The 14,883-nt window shown below is 72.1% G+C and carries 12 protein-coding genes; 8 read left to right on the top strand and 4 right to left on the bottom strand.

The window, feature by feature from the left end:
• Nucleotides 1–48 precede the first annotated feature (48 nt).
• The 3 genes from AB0L21_RS13530 (at nt 49) to AB0L21_RS13520 (ending at nt 2,877) form a co-directional block, all read left to right on the top strand.
• Nucleotides 49–1,509, top strand: coding sequence for an aldehyde dehydrogenase family protein (locus tag AB0L21_RS13530; RefSeq protein WP_365699197.1), 1,461 nt, complete (start codon nt 49–51; stop codon nt 1,507–1,509).
• A gap of 153 nt (nt 1,510–1,662) precedes the next feature.
• The gene (locus AB0L21_RS13525; RefSeq protein WP_365784005.1) at nt 1,663–2,211 is read left to right on the top strand and encodes a DinB family protein; all 549 of its coding nucleotides are present in this window, start codon (nt 1,663–1,665) and stop codon (nt 2,209–2,211) included.
• Between the two features lie 24 nt (nt 2,212–2,235).
• Nucleotides 2,236–2,877 (top strand): PadR family transcriptional regulator, encoded by a 642-nt coding sequence (locus AB0L21_RS13520; RefSeq protein ID WP_365699199.1) that lies wholly within the window; start codon nt 2,236–2,238, stop codon nt 2,875–2,877.
• A 143-nt stretch (nt 2,878–3,020) separates the two neighbouring features.
• Here AB0L21_RS13520 and AB0L21_RS13515 read toward each other — a convergent pair whose 3' ends face one another.
• Both AB0L21_RS13515 and AB0L21_RS13510 read right to left on the bottom strand, forming a co-directional pair.
• Nucleotides 3,021–4,427: a glutamate decarboxylase gene (locus AB0L21_RS13515; protein WP_365784003.1), complete on the bottom strand. Its 1,407-nt coding sequence runs from the start codon at nt 4,425–4,427 to the stop codon at nt 3,021–3,023.
• Nucleotides 4,428–4,489: 62 nt separating this feature from the next.
• Nucleotides 4,490–5,776, bottom strand: coding sequence for an ion channel protein (locus tag AB0L21_RS13510; protein WP_365784001.1), 1,287 nt, complete (start codon nt 5,774–5,776; stop codon nt 4,490–4,492).
• A 128-nt stretch (nt 5,777–5,904) separates the two neighbouring features.
• On the opposite strand from AB0L21_RS13510, the gene AB0L21_RS13505 reads away from it, so the two are divergent.
• Together AB0L21_RS13505 and AB0L21_RS13500 are read left to right on the top strand one after the other, a co-directional pair.
• Nucleotides 5,905–6,669, top strand: coding sequence for a MerR family transcriptional regulator (locus AB0L21_RS13505; RefSeq protein ID WP_365699203.1), 765 nt, complete (start codon nt 5,905–5,907; stop codon nt 6,667–6,669).
• Between the two features lie 149 nt (nt 6,670–6,818).
• Nucleotides 6,819–7,823 (top strand): VTT domain-containing protein, encoded by a 1,005-nt coding sequence (locus tag AB0L21_RS13500; protein WP_365783999.1) that lies wholly within the window; start codon nt 6,819–6,821, stop codon nt 7,821–7,823.
• Nucleotides 7,824–7,847: 24 nt separating this feature from the next.
• Here AB0L21_RS13500 and AB0L21_RS13495 read toward each other — a convergent pair whose 3' ends face one another.
• A complete protein-coding gene (locus AB0L21_RS13495; RefSeq protein WP_365699205.1) occupies nt 7,848–9,500 on the bottom strand; it encodes a threonine/serine exporter family protein in 1,653 nt (550 codons plus the stop codon).
• A gap of 133 nt (nt 9,501–9,633) precedes the next feature.
• Nucleotides 9,634–10,125, bottom strand: coding sequence for an inorganic diphosphatase (locus AB0L21_RS13490; RefSeq protein ID WP_014674108.1), 492 nt, complete (start codon nt 10,123–10,125; stop codon nt 9,634–9,636).
• A gap of 124 nt (nt 10,126–10,249) precedes the next feature.
• Here AB0L21_RS13490 and dacB point away from each other — a divergent pair, with 124 nt between their 5' ends.
• The 3 genes from dacB (at nt 10,250) to tilS (ending at nt 14,871) form a co-directional block, all read left to right on the top strand.
• Nucleotides 10,250–11,809: a D-alanyl-D-alanine carboxypeptidase/D-alanyl-D-alanine-endopeptidase gene (gene dacB / locus AB0L21_RS13485; RefSeq protein ID WP_365699206.1), complete on the top strand. Its 1,560-nt coding sequence runs from the start codon at nt 10,250–10,252 to the stop codon at nt 11,807–11,809.
• Between the two features lie 711 nt (nt 11,810–12,520).
• Nucleotides 12,521–13,621: a zinc-dependent metalloprotease gene (locus AB0L21_RS13480; RefSeq protein WP_365699275.1), complete on the top strand. Its 1,101-nt coding sequence runs from the start codon at nt 12,521–12,523 to the stop codon at nt 13,619–13,621.
• A 191-nt stretch (nt 13,622–13,812) separates the two neighbouring features.
• On the top strand, nt 13,813–14,871 hold the full coding sequence (gene tilS, locus AB0L21_RS13475) for a tRNA lysidine(34) synthetase TilS (protein WP_365699207.1): 1,059 nt from the start codon (nt 13,813–13,815) through the stop codon (nt 14,869–14,871).
• Nucleotides 14,872–14,883: the final 12 nt, after the last annotated feature.

Genomic DNA, 14,883 nt, shown 5'->3' with positions numbered 1-14,883 from the left:
CGATCAGACCTGGCGTGGATCTGTGGCCGCTAGCGATTGAGGGATCACATGTCGTCCTACTTCACCGACCTGGCCCAGCAGTACATCGACGGCGAGTGGCGACCGGGCACCGGCTCCTGGGACGTCATCGACTTCAACCCCTACGACGACGAGAAGCTGGCTTCGATCACGGTGGCCACGGTCGACGAGGTGGACCAGGCCTACCGGGCCGCCGCCCGCGCCCAGAAGCAGTGGGCCGAGACCAACCCCTACACCCGGCGCGCGGTCTTCGAACGGGCCCTCAGGCTGATAGAGGACCACGAGCAGGAGATAGCCGACCTGATCATCGCGGAGCTGGGCGGCACGCGCGTCAAGGCCGGCTTCGAGCTGCACCTCGCCAAGGAGTTCCTGCGCGAGTCGGTCCACCTCGCGCTGCGCCCCGAGGGCCGGATCCTGCCCTCCCCGGTCGAGGGCAAGGAGAACCGCGTCTACCGCGTGCCGGTCGGCGTCGTGGGCGTCATCAGCCCCTTCAACTTCCCGTTCCTGCTGTCGCTGAAGTCGGTCGCGCCGGCCCTCGCGCTCGGCAACGGCGTGGTGCTCAAGCCGCACCAGAACACCCCGATCGCCGGCGGCACCCTGCTCGCGAAGATCTTCGAGGACGCCGGGCTGCCCGGCGGCCTGCTCAACGTCGTCGTCACCGACATCGCCGAGATCGGTGACGCGTTCCTGGAGCACCCCGTCCCGAAGGTCATCTCCTTCACCGGTTCGGACAAGGTCGGCCGGCACGTCGCCACCGTCTGCGCCAGGAACTTCAAGCGCGCGGTCCTCGAACTGGGCGGCAACAGCGCGCTGGTCGTGCTGGACGACGCCGACATCGACTACGCGGTGGACGCGGCGGTCTTCAGCCGGTTCGTGCACCAGGGCCAGGTCTGCATGGCCGCCAACCGGGTCCTCGTGGACGCGTCCGTGGCCGACGAGTTCACCGAGAAGTTCGTCGCCAAGGTCCGCACCCTCAAGGTCGGCGATCCCCGCGACCCGGAGACCGTGATCGGCCCGGTGATCAACTCCGCGCAGGCGGGCGCCGTCTCCGGCACCGTGGAGCAGGCGCTCGCCGAGGGCGCCACCGCCCTGGTGCGCGGCACCGCGACCAACAACCTGGTCGAGCCGACCGTGCTGACCGGCGTCCCGGCCGGCTCCCCGCTGCTCCAGCAGGAGGTCTTCGGCCCGGTCGTCTTCCTCCTCACGTTCGACGGCGAGGAGGAGGCGGTCCGGATCGTCAACGACACCCCGTACGGCCTCAGCGGTGCCGTCCACACGGCCGACATCGAGCGGGGCGTGGCCTTCGCCAAGCGGATCGACACCGGCATGTTCCATGTGAACGACGGCACGGTCCACGACGAGCCGATCGTGCCCTTCGGCGGCGAGAAGCACTCCGGCCTCGGCCGCCTCAACGGCGAGACCACGCTGGAGGCGTTCACCACGGTCAAGTGGATCTCGGTGCAGCACGGGCGCAGCGCGTTCCCGTTCTAGTCGCGCCCCCTGTCGTGCCGCAGCCGAACTCTTCGGTGCGTCCTTTCGGTGCGCGGGCCATTGCGGACAGCATCTGACCGCAATGGCCCGTAGCGTCTTCGGTGTCGGAGGGAACGGCCCCCGGCGAACCGGTCCGACGAAAGGCGGCACGCCATGGTCACGCACGTTCCGGCGGAGGCGAACGGCGACGAGTGCGGGGCACTGCTCGCGTTCATCGAGGAACAGCGCGGAGGGATCCGACGGGCACTGCTCGGGCTGACGGAGGAGCAGGCCCGCACCCGCCCGAGCGTCAGCGAGCTGTCCCTGGGCGGCCTGCTCAAGCACGTCGCCGAGGTGGAGCAGAGCTGGATCGCCCGGGCGAAGCAGGAGCCGCCGGCGGTGCGGCGCGACGAGTCGAACTGGCACGAGACCTTCCAGCTGGTCGGCGACGAGACGGTCGCCTCGCAGCTGGCGTACTGGGAACAGGTGGCCGCCGAGACGGAGAAGTTCATCCGCTCCGCGCCCAGCCTCGACGACACCTTCCCGCTGCCGCCCGACCCGTGGTTCCCGCCGGAGGGCCGTGTGTCGCTGCGCTGGCTGTGTCTGCACCTGATCCGCGAGACGGCCCGGCACGCCGGCCACGCCGACATCATCCGCGAGTCCCTGGACGGGAAGACCGCGTTCGAGCTGGTCGCGCTGGAACAGGGCGGCTCCTGGGGCTGATCGCGGGGTCCTAACCTGGACCCCATGTCAGCGATCCGTCTTCTCGTGCTGGGCGCGGTCCGCCAGCACGGGCGGGCCCATGGCTACCAGGTCCGCAACGATCTGGAGTACTGGGGCGCGCACGAGTGGTCCAACGCCAAGCCGGGATCGATCTACCACGCGCTGAAACAGATGGCCAAGCAGGGGCTGCTGCTCGCGCACGAGATCGCGCCGTCCACGGCCGGCGGGCCGCCGCGGGTGGAGTACGAGATCACGGACCGGGGCGAGGACGAGTTCTTCCGGCTGCTGCGCGAGTCCCTGGTCGCCTACGACCAGAAGATGGACATCCAGTCCGCGGCGATCGGCTTCCTGGTCGAGCTGCCCCGCGCCGAGGCCCTGGAGCTGCTGCGGGAACGGGTCCGCCGGATCGGGCAGTGGCGGGCCGCCGTCACCGAGCACTACGTCCCCGAGGGCGGACCGGAGCAGCTCGGCCACATCGGGGAGATCATGAACCTCTGGGTCCACACGGCCGACGCCGACGGGGCCTGGACCCAGGGGCTCATCGACCGCCTGGAGGCGGGCGCGTACACGTTCGCGGGGGAGGGCGAGCCGTTCGTGGGCGTGCTCACCGAGGGGCAGGAGAACCCGTACGCGACGGGGGAGCGGCATCCGGAGGACGACCACTGATCCTCCGGCCGATCAGCGGGGCGTCACGGTGGGACGACGAGGGCCTCCTGGGCGCCGGTCCCGCCGCGGGCAGACCCTAGGCCCTGTCGTCAAACTCCCGTCTGCCGCGCTCCGGGCGGACGACGGGAGTTTGACGACAGGACCTAGTGGTGGAAGCCCGTGGCCGCATCCTTGTCCCGGGTCAGGGGGTGTGGCTGCCGGCGCAGCTCCGGCAGCAGGCGTGCCAGGTCGTCCAGGAACAGGTCGGCCAGGTCGTGCGAGAAGCCGTTGCGGCACACGATCCGCAGCACGGACAGGTCCTCACGGTTCGCCGGGAAGGTGTAGGCGGGCACCAGCCAGCCGCCCTCGCGCAGCCGCCGGGAGACGTCGAAGACGTCGTACGACGTGACGTGGCCGGCTGTGGTCAGCGCGAACACGGGAAGCTGGTCCCCGCGCGTGAGCAGCCGGAAGTCGCCGAGCGCCTCGATCCGGGAGGCGAGCGAGGTCGCCACGTCCCGCGTCGACTGCTGCACTGCCCGGTAGCCCTCCCGGCCCAGCCGCAGGAACGTGTAGTACTGCGCCACCACCTGGGCGCCGGGCCGGGAGAAGTTCAGCGCGAAGGTCGGCATGTCCCCGCCCAGGTAGTTCACCCGGAAGACCAGCTCCTCGGGCAGCGCCTCCTTGTCCCGCCACAGCGCCCAGCCGACGCCCGGGTACACCAGCCCGTACTTGTGGCCGGAGGTGTTGATCGACGCCACCCGCGGCAGGCGGAAGTCCCACACCAGGTCCTCGTCCAGGAAGGGCGCCACCATCCCGCCGGACGCGCCGTCCACGTGCACCGGGATGTCGAGCCCGGTCCGCTCCTGGAGGGCGTCCAGGGCGGCGCACAGGTCGGCGATCGGCTCGTAGGAGCCGTCGAAGGTCGAGCCGAGGATGCCGACGACGCCGATGGTGTTCTCGTCGCACAGCTCGACGGCGGCCTGCGGGTCCAGGTGGAAGCGGTCGCCCTCCATCGGGACCAGCCGGGCCTCCACCTCCCAGAAGGTGCAGAACTTCTCCCAGCACACCTGGACGTTGACGCCCATGACGAGATTGGGCCGCGCGCCCGGATACCGGTCGGCGTTCCCCTTGGTCCAGCGCCGCTTCAGGGCCATCCCGGCGAGCATGCACGCCTCGCTCGACCCGGTCGTCGAACAGCCGACGGCCGCCGACGGGTCCGGCGCGTTCCACAGATCCGCGAGCATCGCCACGCAGCGCCGCTCCAGTTCGGCCGTGCGCGGGTACTCGTCCTTGTCGATCATGTTCTTGTCCCGGCACTCGCCCATCAGCACCCCGGCCTGCGGCTCCATCCACGTGGTGACGAAGGTGGCCAGGTTCAGCCGGGAGTTGCCGTCCAGCATCAGCTCGTCGTGCACCAGCTGGTACGCCGTGGACGGCGGCAGCGGGGCGTCCGGGAGCCGGTGCGTGGGCGGGGCCTCGGTCATGCCGCCGACGGGGTTGGCCTCCCCGAAGAACGGGTTGACCGACATCGTCCGCTCCTCATGCTTCTCGGGACCTTTGTGCAGGGCCATCGGGCTGTGCCTCCAAAGAAACGGGTGTCAGGGGTGAGTGAGGGAGGGCCGGGTGAGGAGAGTCATCGCACCGGGGTCCCGTCCTCGCGCAACTGCATCTGCGGACGGCCCGTCACCAGCAGCCAGGCCGGCAGCGAGGCGATGCACAGCAGGGCGAGGATGCCGGGTGAGGCCACCAGGACGGCGGCGGTGAACAGGCTCACCCAGCCCTGCCGGGTGATCGCCAGGAGCATGCCCAGGACGCCCGTGGCCACGCCCAGCGAGGGATGCACGGCCGGTACCAGCGCGTGGGCGCACAGGCCCAGGGCGGTGCCGACGAAGACCGCCGGGAAGATCCGGCCGCCCCGGAAGCCGCAGGCCGCCGCGACGAGCAGCGCGGCCAGCTTCACCACCGTCATCGTGGCGAACTGTCCCGCCGACCAGCCCTCCGGGTCGCGGGCCAGCTGACCGATCTCCGACAGGCCCTTGAACAGCGTCAGCTGGCCGCCCAGGGCCGCGAGGCCCCCCAGCACGACCCCGCCGGCCGGAAGCATGAGCATCGGGTGCCGCAGCCGCCGGAAGGCCGCGTGGACGTACGGGAAGGCGTGGACGGCGCACATGCCGAGCAGCGCGGCCACCGAGGCGATCACGAGGGCCGCCAGCAGGTCCTTCGCGCGCGGGTGGCCCAGGGGCGGCAGGCCCAGGTCGAAGGTCGGATGGGCCACCAGGGCCGTCGTGATCGCCCCGCACGCGCCCGCGGTCAGCGGCGCGAACAGGTTGTCCCACAGCCGGCCCCGCATCGGCCGCCCCGCCAGCGCCTCGGAGATCACCAGTGCCGCCGCCACCGGCGTGCCGAACAGCGCGCCGATCGTCGCCGCCTCCGCCAGCACCGGCCACAGGGTGCCCGGCGCCGAGGGCAGGAAGCGCGCGCCGAGCCAGGCCGCGAGGCCGACGTTCACCGCGATGACGGGGTTCTCCGGGCCGAGGCTCGGACCGCCGGCCAGCATGAGCCCGGCGGCCAGCACCAGGCCCGGCAGCACGGCCGGCGGCAGCACCGGGGCGTCCAGTCCCATAGTGGCCGGGTCGGGACCGGCGTGGCCGGGGACCTTCCACACCACCAGCCCGACGGCGATCCCGGTCGCCACGAGCATGACGAACATCCACAGCACGCTGGAGCGGCCCACGCCGAGCGCGTCCGGCAGCGGCCCCCACAGCACGTGCTGGAGCTTCTCGGCCGCCGTGCTCACCCCGACGAAGACGAGGCTCGCGGCCACGCCCACGAGGACGGCGGGCAGGATGAACGGCAGCAGAGCCCGTGCCGGGGCGGTCGGAGCGCTCGGGGGTGCCTGCTGCGTCGTCTCCTGGGCCACGGGCTCACCATAAGCGGACGAAACGTGCGCAACATCCGGAACTACGGCGTCCGGAACGTGCTTCCGGCTTGCACCTCACGTGACGTGAGGCCTCAGCGTGGAGGCGTACAGACGACAAGGAGCGGAAAGTGAGCTACTCCGTGGGACAGGTCGCGGGGTTCGCCGGCGTCACGGTGCGCACCCTGCACCACTACGACGAGATCGGCCTGCTCGTGCCCAGCGAGCGGACGTACGCCGGCCACCGGCGCTACAGCGACGCCGACCTCGACCGGCTCCAGCAGATCCTGTTCTACCGGGAGCTCGGCTTCCCGCTCGACGAGGTCGCGGCCCTGCTCGACGACCCGGACGCGGACCCGCGCACGCACCTGCGCCGCCAGCACGACCTGCTGACCGCCCGGATCGAGAAGCTGCAGAAGATGGCCGCGGCCGTGGAGCACGCCTTGGAGGCACGCACGATGGGCATCAACCTGACGCCGGAGGAGCGGTTCGAGGTCTTCGGGGACAAGGACCCCGAGCAGTACGCCGAGGAGGCCGAGCAGCGCTGGGGCGACACCGAGGCGTACGCCGAGTCACAGCGCCGCGTCGCGACCTACACCAAGGAGGACTGGAAGCGCATCCAGGCCGAGGTCGACGACTGGGGCGAGCGGTACGCCGCCCTGGTCGCCGCCGGCGAGCAGCCGGCCGGCGAGGCGGCCATGGACCTGGCCGAGGAACACCGGCAGCACATCAGCCGGTACTACTTCGAGGTCCCGTACGAGATGCACCGGTGCTTCGGGGAGATGTACGTCTCCGACGAGCGTTTCAAGGCGTTCTACGACTCCATGCGCCCCGGCCTCGCCGAACACCTGCGCGACGCGATCCTCGCCAACGCGGACCGGCACACCACGTCCTGAGGTCCTGGCCCGGGCCGGTCCCCGGGCCAGGACACCCGTCGGTACCGCGGTGGAACCCGGGGCGGTCCGTTCACGTTGATAGTTTTGTACGGCGCCCCATCGACGTTCAGCCGCCGTAGCCGCCTTCACCCCTCAGGGAGCCCGGACCCGTGATGACACTCGCCCTCGGCCCGAGCTGGCTGGATCCCAACCATCTGCTCCAGACGTACAGCATCTGGGGTCTGCTGCTCATCGTCTTCGCCGAGTCCGGCCTGCTCATCGGTTTCTTCCTGCCGGGTGACTCGCTGCTGTTCACCTGCGGTCTGCTGATCACGTCGAACCAGCTGGGCTTCCCGCTGTGGGGCGCGATCGCCCTGATCTGCCTCGCCGCGATCCTCGGCGACCAGGCGGGCTACATGTTCGGCAAGAAGGTCGGCCCGTCCCTGTTCAACCGCCCGGACTCCCGCCTGTTCAAGCAGGAGAACGTCACCAAGGCCCACGAGTTCTTCGAGAAGTACGGCCCGAAGTCCCTGGTCCTGGCCCGCTTCGTGCCGGTCGTGCGCACGTTCACGCCGATCATCGCGGGCGTCAGCGGCATGAAGTACCGCTCGTTCCTCACCTTCAACGTCATCGGCGGCGTCCTGTGGGGCGCGGGCGTCACCCTGCTCGGCTCCTGGCTCGGCAACATCGGCTTCGTCCACCAGAACATCGAGGCGATCCTGATCCTGATCGTCCTCGTCTCGGTGATCCCGATCGCGATCGAGTACCTGCGGGCGCGCGGCAAGAACAAGAAGGCCGGGCAGACCAGCCCGGAGCCCCCGCGGCAGCCCGCCTACCAGCAGCCCCAGTACCAGCACCCCCCGGTCATGGACGACGCCACGACCCGCCTGCGGCGCGTCGAGCCCGAGCAGCCGTACACCCCGCAGTACGAGCAGCCGTACCAGCAGCCGCGGCAGCAGGACTGGAACCAGGGGTACGACAGCCAGGGCTACGGCAATCAGGGGTACGACGACCAGGGCTACGACGACCAGGCCTACGGCGGCAACCAGGCCTACGGCGACAACCAGGGCTACGGCACTCAGGGGTACGGCAACAACCAGTACTACGGCCGGCAGCGGTACCCGCAGCAGCAGCCCGACCCGAACCAGTACCCGTACGACCACCGCGACCACTGACCGGGGCGCGGGGGACGGGGAGGCTCAGAACCCGCGCGTCCGCTTGGCGGCCCGGCGCTTCCCGGCGGAGCCGATCCGCAGGAACAGCCGGGAGATCTCCGACCCCAGATTGACCCCGATGGCGATGGCCATCGCCAGCGACGCGGCCTTGGCCAGCGACACCAGCCCCTTGTCCACGTCGTTCTGCGCCATGGACAGCAGCCCGAAGTACGTCGCCGAACCGGGCAGCAGCGGCCCGATCGCCGCCGTCGTGTACGGCAGCGCGGAGGCGAACCGGTACCGGGACAGCAGCTGCCCGAACAGCCCCACGAGCCCCGCCGCCACGGCCGTGGAGGCCACCGGCGAGATGTCGCCCGCGTAGTGCATCGCGCCGTACACCGACCAGGCGACACCCCCGTTGAGGGTCACCCAGAGCACGGTGGACCGTTCCTGCTGGAGCAGCACCGCGAAGGTCAGCGACAGCAGCATCGAGGCCGCGATCTGGATCAGCGGCCGTTCGGAGATGCCCAGCTGCGCGTCCGGATTGAGCTTGCCGCCGATCTTCACGCCGAAGTACAGGACGGTCAGCACCCCGGTGACGATGCCGACGAAGAAGTACATGACCTCCAGCAGCCGGGCCGAGGCGGTGATGTAGAAGCCCGTCAGCCCGTCCTGCACCCCCGCCACCAGCGCCCGCCCGGGCAGCAGCGCGAACAGCCCACCGGTGATCACCGCGGACGCCTTCACGTCCACGTGCGCCAGCGTCAGCGCCACCCCGATCGCCGCGGGTGGCATCGCGGCCACCGTGAACTGGTAGAACTCCGGCAGCCCGCGCCCCGCGCACAGCCACGCCAGCCGGTCGCCGAGCATCGCGCCGACCGCCGCCGCCAGGAACACGACCGGGTCACCGCCGACCAGCACGGAGGCCGCACCGGCCAGCAGTCCGCTCGCCAGGGTCAGCGCCCAGCCGGGGTACGGGTGCCGGTTGCGGCGGATCTCCGCCAGGCGCCGGTAGGCCTCCTCCAGGGAGACATGGGTCTCCGGGTCGGTCAGATCGTCCACCAGCCGGAAGACGGCCGCCAGACGCGTGTAGTCGGTGCCGCGCCGCCGTACCGTCCGGGACGCCGTCACCGGATCCTCCACCAGGGACGGCTGGTGCGAGATCGACAGCAGCGTGAAGGTGACGTTCGGCTCGCACCGGTCCAGGCCGTAGGACCGGCACACCGCGAACATCGCGGCCTCCACGTCCTCCGCGCCCTCACCGCCGGCCAGCAGCAGCTCCCCGATACGCAGGGTCAGGTCCAGCACGCGCGGGACGGCCGGAGCGCCCTCCTCCACGCGCTGCACCGGCTCCGGCGCCGGCCGCTCCGCCACCGGCATGCGCAGCATCGTGCGCATCCGGTCCTGCCAGGGCGCGTCCTTGACCAGGCTGACCAGCGGCACCCCGGTGGCCGGGGTGAACGCGGCCGGCGCGGCGTTCGCGCTGTAGGTGCTCGGCGTGCCGAACGCCGAGCCCTCCGGCTCGGCACCCGGCGGCTGCGGCGCCTCCAGCCCCTGCGGCACCGCGAACTCGGAGGTCGTCTCCGACTCGCCGCCCCTGGGGACGTCGAGACCCTTGGGAATGGCGAACTCGGACGTGATCTCCGGGTCGTACCGCGCCTCGTCCGACCGGGGCTTGCGCTCCTCCGCCTCCGTCACCTCGCACCGCTCCCTGAACCACACCTGCCGTAAGCATCAGTATGCGCACACGTACCCGGACGGGTCGCACGTGTGCGGACATGCGAAACGGGCCGCACGCGCACGCGTGCGGCCCGTTCGCGCGAGAGGGCGCTCAGTGGCCGCCCTGCTCCTTGAAGCGCTTGTACGACCGCTCGATCTCCGCCTCGGCGTCCGACCGGCCCACCCAGTTGGCGCCCTCGACCGACTTGCCGGGCTCCAGGTCCTTGTAGACCTCGAAGAAGTGCTGGATCTCCAGGCGGTCGAACTCCGACACGTGGTGGATGTCGCGCAGGTGCTCCACGCGCGGGTCGGTGGCCGGGACGCACAGCAGCTTGTCGTCGCCGCCCGCCTCGTCCGTCATGCGGAACATGCCGATCGCGCGGCAGCGGATGAGGCAGCCCGGGAAGGTCGGCTCGTCCAGGATGACCAACGCGTCCAGCGGGTCGCCGTCCTCGCCGAGGGTGTTCTCGACGAAGCCGTAGTCGGTCGGGTAGGCGGTCGAGGTGAAGAGACGACGGTCCAGGCGGATCCGACCGGTCTCGTGGTCCACCTCGTACTTGTTCCGCGAACCCTTCGGGATCTCGATCGTGACGTCGAACTCCACCGGTGGCTCCTCCATGATCAGCACATAGTTCTGGTGGTTAAGTGTCCCTCACGCAGGTGTGTGATCGCGAAAGGGGCTGGTGGTCGTGCCAGAGCTGAGACCTTGGCGAGCCGCGAGACCGCGCGTGGCGCGGTTCGTGACCGCCGTACGACCGAGTCTGGCGCGCGCCGTGACGGCCGCCCGGCCGCGGGTCGCGCGGCTGACGGAAGCCGTGCGCGTCAGGCCTGTGCACCTCCCCCGTCCGCGGACCGTCAGGACCTGGCAGTACACCGCGGGCGCCGCCACCGCCGGCCTGGCGCTGGCCGCCGGCGTGGTGACCGTGGCCGGTCCCTGGGACGCCAACGGTCAGCGTACGGCCGAGCGGGACCGCGCCGCCGCACTGGAGCGGTCAGGTGGCGCAGATCACGGCCGCTCCGGTACGGCCGCCGGGGCGCCCCGGCCCGCCCCGAGCGCCGCGCCCGTGCTGACGGGCCTCGGCAGCGCCACCGCCGCCGTCGGCACCAAGGAGACCTCCCCGGACGCAGAGGCGCTCTCGGACGTCCTGGGGCCCCTCCTGGACGCGCCCGCGCTCGGCGGCAGCCACGCGGCGGCCGTCGTCGACGTCACGACCGGCGAACGCCTCTACGGCGCCGACGCCGGCAAGGCCCTCACACCCGCCTCCACCACCAAGATCGCCACCGCCGTCGCCGCGCTGTCCGCCCTCGGTCCCGACCACCGCCTCACCACCCGCACCGCCCTCGAACCCGACACCCGGGAACTCGTCCTGGTCGGCGGCGGCGACCCCACCCTCACCGCGCACGCCGAGGCCGGCGACTGGGCCGGACTGCGGGCCCTGGCGGCGGGCACCGCGAAAGCACTGGACGAGCGCGGCATCCGCAAAATCACCCTCTCGTACGACACCACCCTCTTCACCGGCCCCGCCCTGCACCCCATCGGCGTCAACGACAACCTCGCCCCGATCAGCGCCCTGACCGTCGACGAGGGCCGCACCGATGCCTCCACCAGCGGCCCGGCGCCCCGCGTGGGCGACCCGGCGGCGGACGCGGCCACCCGGTTCGCGGCCTTCCTGAAGGACGCCGGCATCACCACCACGGCCCCCGGCCCCTCCAAGGCCAGCACGCGCGCGCAGACCCTCGCCACCGTCTCCTCGCCGCCGCTGTCGGAGCTGGTCGAGCGGATGCTGACCAACAGCGACAACGACATCGCGGAGGCCCTGGCCCGCCACACCGCTCTGGCGAGCGGGCAGCCCGCCAGCTTCGACGGCGGCGCGAAGGCCATCGCCACCCAGCTGCGCAAGCTCGGTCTGCCGATGGCCGGCGCCGCCTTCCACGACGGCAGCGGCCTGAACCGCGACGACCGGCTCACGGCCGACCTCCTCACCGCCCTCCTGGTCAAGGCGGGCGACCCCGGCCGCCCCGGCCTGCGCCCGGTCCTCACCGGCCTCCCCGTGGCCGGCTTCACCGGGACCCTGAGCACGCGCTACACCGACGGCGCGGCCGGCCTCGTACGCGCCAAGACGGGCACCCTGACCGGCGTGAACACCCTCGCCGGCACGGTCGTCGACAAGACCGGCCACCTCCTGGCCTTCGCCTTCCTGGCCTCGGACACGACGAATGCCCTGGAGGCCCAGTCGGCCCTGGACAACGCGGCGACAGCCCTGACGAACCAACCGTCCAACGACTGAGGGCCACCCGCCGCCGCAGGCTCCGCCACCCCGCGGTTACGGCCGCAGGGGTGGCGCCGTCGCCATGGCGCGCCGCATCGCCGTACCCGCACCCGATCCGCCCCCGCCGCGCGTACCGCACCTGCCGGGCCTGCCGCACCAGCCGGACCTGCCGCCCCCGCCGCGCCGCACGCGCCGCGCTGCCGCGCCTGCCGTGCGGGCCGCACGCGCCGCGCGGCCACGCCTGCGGTGCGGGTGGTACACCCCACCCCCGCCGCGCCGCCGGCCCTGCCGCCGCGGTGCCGCCGGTCCTGCCGCCGCGGTGCCGCCGGTCCTGCCGCCTCCGCCGTGCGAGCCCCCGCCGTGGGAGCCGCCCCCGCCGTGCCGGCGCCCCGCCGTGCGAGCCGCACCCGCCGTGCGAGCCGCGCCCGCCGCCCCCGCCCCGCCTCCCCGCCCCCGGCAGGGGCCCGCACCCGCCGTGGGCAGTCGTTCCGCAGGGCGGAACGGGTGGGCACGGCCTGCAGTGCCGGGTGACCCGAAGGGGCGGTCGGCCCTGGAACAGCTGGCAGTGCCGGGTGACCCAAAAGCGCGGTCGGCCCTGGAACAGCTGGCAGTGCCGGGTGACCGGAGAGCGCGGTCGGCCCTGTCGGTGTCCACACGGCCTGCCCGAAATGGGGCCGCTCACGTACGGTTGACAACATGACTGGCTTCGGTGGCACCGCATCTCCCGGGATGGTCGACTGGAACCTCGCGGTGGCGACCGCGACACGCCTCGTACGCCCCGGCCCCGACGTCAGCCGCGACGAGGCCAGGGCCGTCGTCGCGGAGCTGCGCCGGCACGCGAAGGCCTCGGAGGGACACGTCCGGGGCTTCACTCGTATGGGCACCGAGGAGACCCACGACACGCCCGTCCTCGTCGTCGACCGCCCCGGCTGGGTCCGCGCCAACGTCGCCGGCTTCCGCGAGATCCTCAGGCCGCTCCTGGAGAAGATGCAGGAACGGCGCGGCAGCAACCCGGGCAGCGCGGTCCTCGGCGCCGTCGGCGGCAAGGTCACCGGCGTCGAACTGGGCATGCTCCTGTCGTTCCTGTCCTCCCGCGTCCTCGGTCAGTACGAGACCTTCGCCCCCGCCACCCGCGACCTCCCGGCCGGTGAGAACGGCGGCGGCCGGCTGCTGCTCGTCGCGCCCAACATCGTCCACGTGGAGCGGGAACTCGACGTCGAGCCGCACGACTTCCGCCTGTGGGTGTGCCTGCACGAGGAGACCCACCGCACGCAGTTCACCGCCGTGCCCTGGCTGCGGGACCACCTGGAGGGCGAAATCCAGTCGTTCTTGGCGGAGACCGACGTCGACCCGATGACCTTCCTGGAGCGCGTCCGGGACGCCGCCCAGTCCCTGGTCGGCGGTCGCCCCGAGGGCGAGGAGGAGGACGGCGGGCGCTCCTTCGTGGAGCTGGTGCAGACCCCCGCCCAGCGGGAGATCCTCGGCCGGCTCACGGCCGTGATGTCCCTGCTGGAGGGGCATGCCGACTACGTCATGGACGGCGTCGGCCCGAGCGTCGTACCGACGGTCGCGGAGATCCGCGAGAAGTTCCAGCAGCGCCGCGCGAAGGGCGCCTCCCGTCTGGACATGGCCCTGCGCAAGCTGCTCGGTCTGGATGCCAAGCTGAGGCAGTACCGGGACGGCGAACGGTTCGTACGAGCCGTGGTCGAACAGGTCGGCGTCGACGGTTTCAACCGCGTCTGGACCTCGCCCAACACCCTTCCCACCAAGGCGGAGATCGCCAAACCGGCGGACTGGGTCGCGCGGGTGCACCGCAAGGCCGAGTCGTGAACCGCAGGGGGACGTCGTGCAAGGAATCCGGCCGACGGCAGGCGAACGCCCCTGCAATCACCCGTCCGAGGGACCGTGGGCCCTGCGTAGGCGTGCAATGCTCGGGGAACGGCCCGCTTCTGTCACCATCTACACACTCTGAGTGACCGTCACGGGCTCACCCCCCGAAAACTTCATGAAGGGAACCGGACATGGGTCCCCATCCTGCGGTCGCGGCGATACGCCTGGCGGTTCGCCGCGTCCTCCACGACATCCTGAACGACCACCAGGCCTTCCCCGCGCACCCGGCCCCGCGGCCTGACGGCGCGCGCCCGGACCGGACGGCCGAGCGGCCCCCCTCCCCGCTCGTCCTCGTCGCGTGCTCCGGCGGCGCCGATTCCATGGCCCTCGCCTCCGCCCTCGCCTTCGAGGCACCCAAGCTCGGCGTCCGGGCCGGCGGGGTCACCGTCGACCACGGCCTCCAGCCCGGCTCCGACCTCCGCGCCGACGAGGTCGTCCTGCGGCTGCGCGGACTCGGACTCGATCCGGTCGAGTCCGTCGCCGTGACCGTCGGCCGCGGGGGCGGCCCCGAAGCCGCCGCCCGCGACGCCCGCTACGCCGCCCTGGACGCCGCCGCCGAACGCCACGGCGCCGCCGCGGTCCTGCTCGGCCACACCCGGGACGACCAGGCCGAAACCGTCCTGCTGGGCCTCGCCCGCGGCTCCGGCATCCGCTCCCTGTCCGGGATGGCCGCGGTCTCGGGGGCCGGCGGCCGTTACCGGCGGCCCTTCCTGCAGCTCGACCGGCAGACCGCCCGCAAGGCCTGCATGGCCCAGTCGCTGCCCGTCTGGGACGACCCGCACAACGCCGACCCCGCCTACACCCGCTCCCGGCTCCGGCACGAGGGCCTGCCCGCCCTGGAGAAGGCCCTCGGCAAGGGCGTGGTGGAGGCCCTCGCCCGCACCGCCCAGCTCTCCCGCGACGACGCCGACGCCCTGGACGCCTGGGCCCGCCAGGCCGAGGCCTCCGTACGGGACGCCGCCGGCCTGCTGGAGTGCGCCAAGCTGTACGCCCTCCCGCCCGCCGTGCGCCGCCGGATCCTGCGCCGCGCCGCCATCGAGGCCGGTGCCCCGGCCGGTGCGCTGTTCGCCCGCCACATCGAGGAAGTCGACCGTCTGATCACCGGCTGGCGCGGCCAGGGAGTCATCAATCTCCCGGGCAGAGTCGTCGCCCAGCGGCAGGGTGGCAGACTGGTGATTCGGCAAGGCTGAATCCCGACCCTC

The organism is Streptomyces sp. NPDC052721, from assembly GCF_040678315.1.
Taxonomy (GTDB): Bacteria; Actinomycetota; Actinomycetes; order Streptomycetales; family Streptomycetaceae; genus Streptomyces.
This window is presented reverse-complemented; position numbering and strand designations above follow the sequence as displayed.

Coding starts and splice junctions, on each gene's coding strand:
- AB0L21_RS13515 (WP_365784003.1), bottom strand. CDS start 4,427: ATGGCCCTGCACAAAGGTCCCGAGAAGCATGAGGAGCGGACGATGTCG.
- AB0L21_RS13520 (WP_365699199.1), top strand. CDS start 2,236: ATGTCAGCGATCCGTCTTCTCGTGCTGGGCGCGGTCCGCCAGCACGGG.
- AB0L21_RS13530 (WP_365699197.1), top strand. CDS start 49: ATGTCGTCCTACTTCACCGACCTGGCCCAGCAGTACATCGACGGCGAG.
- AB0L21_RS13480 (WP_365699275.1), top strand. CDS start 12,521: ATGGTCGACTGGAACCTCGCGGTGGCGACCGCGACACGCCTCGTACGC.
- tilS (WP_365699207.1), top strand. CDS start 13,813: ATGGGTCCCCATCCTGCGGTCGCGGCGATACGCCTGGCGGTTCGCCGC.
- AB0L21_RS13525 (WP_365784005.1), top strand. CDS start 1,663: ATGGTCACGCACGTTCCGGCGGAGGCGAACGGCGACGAGTGCGGGGCA.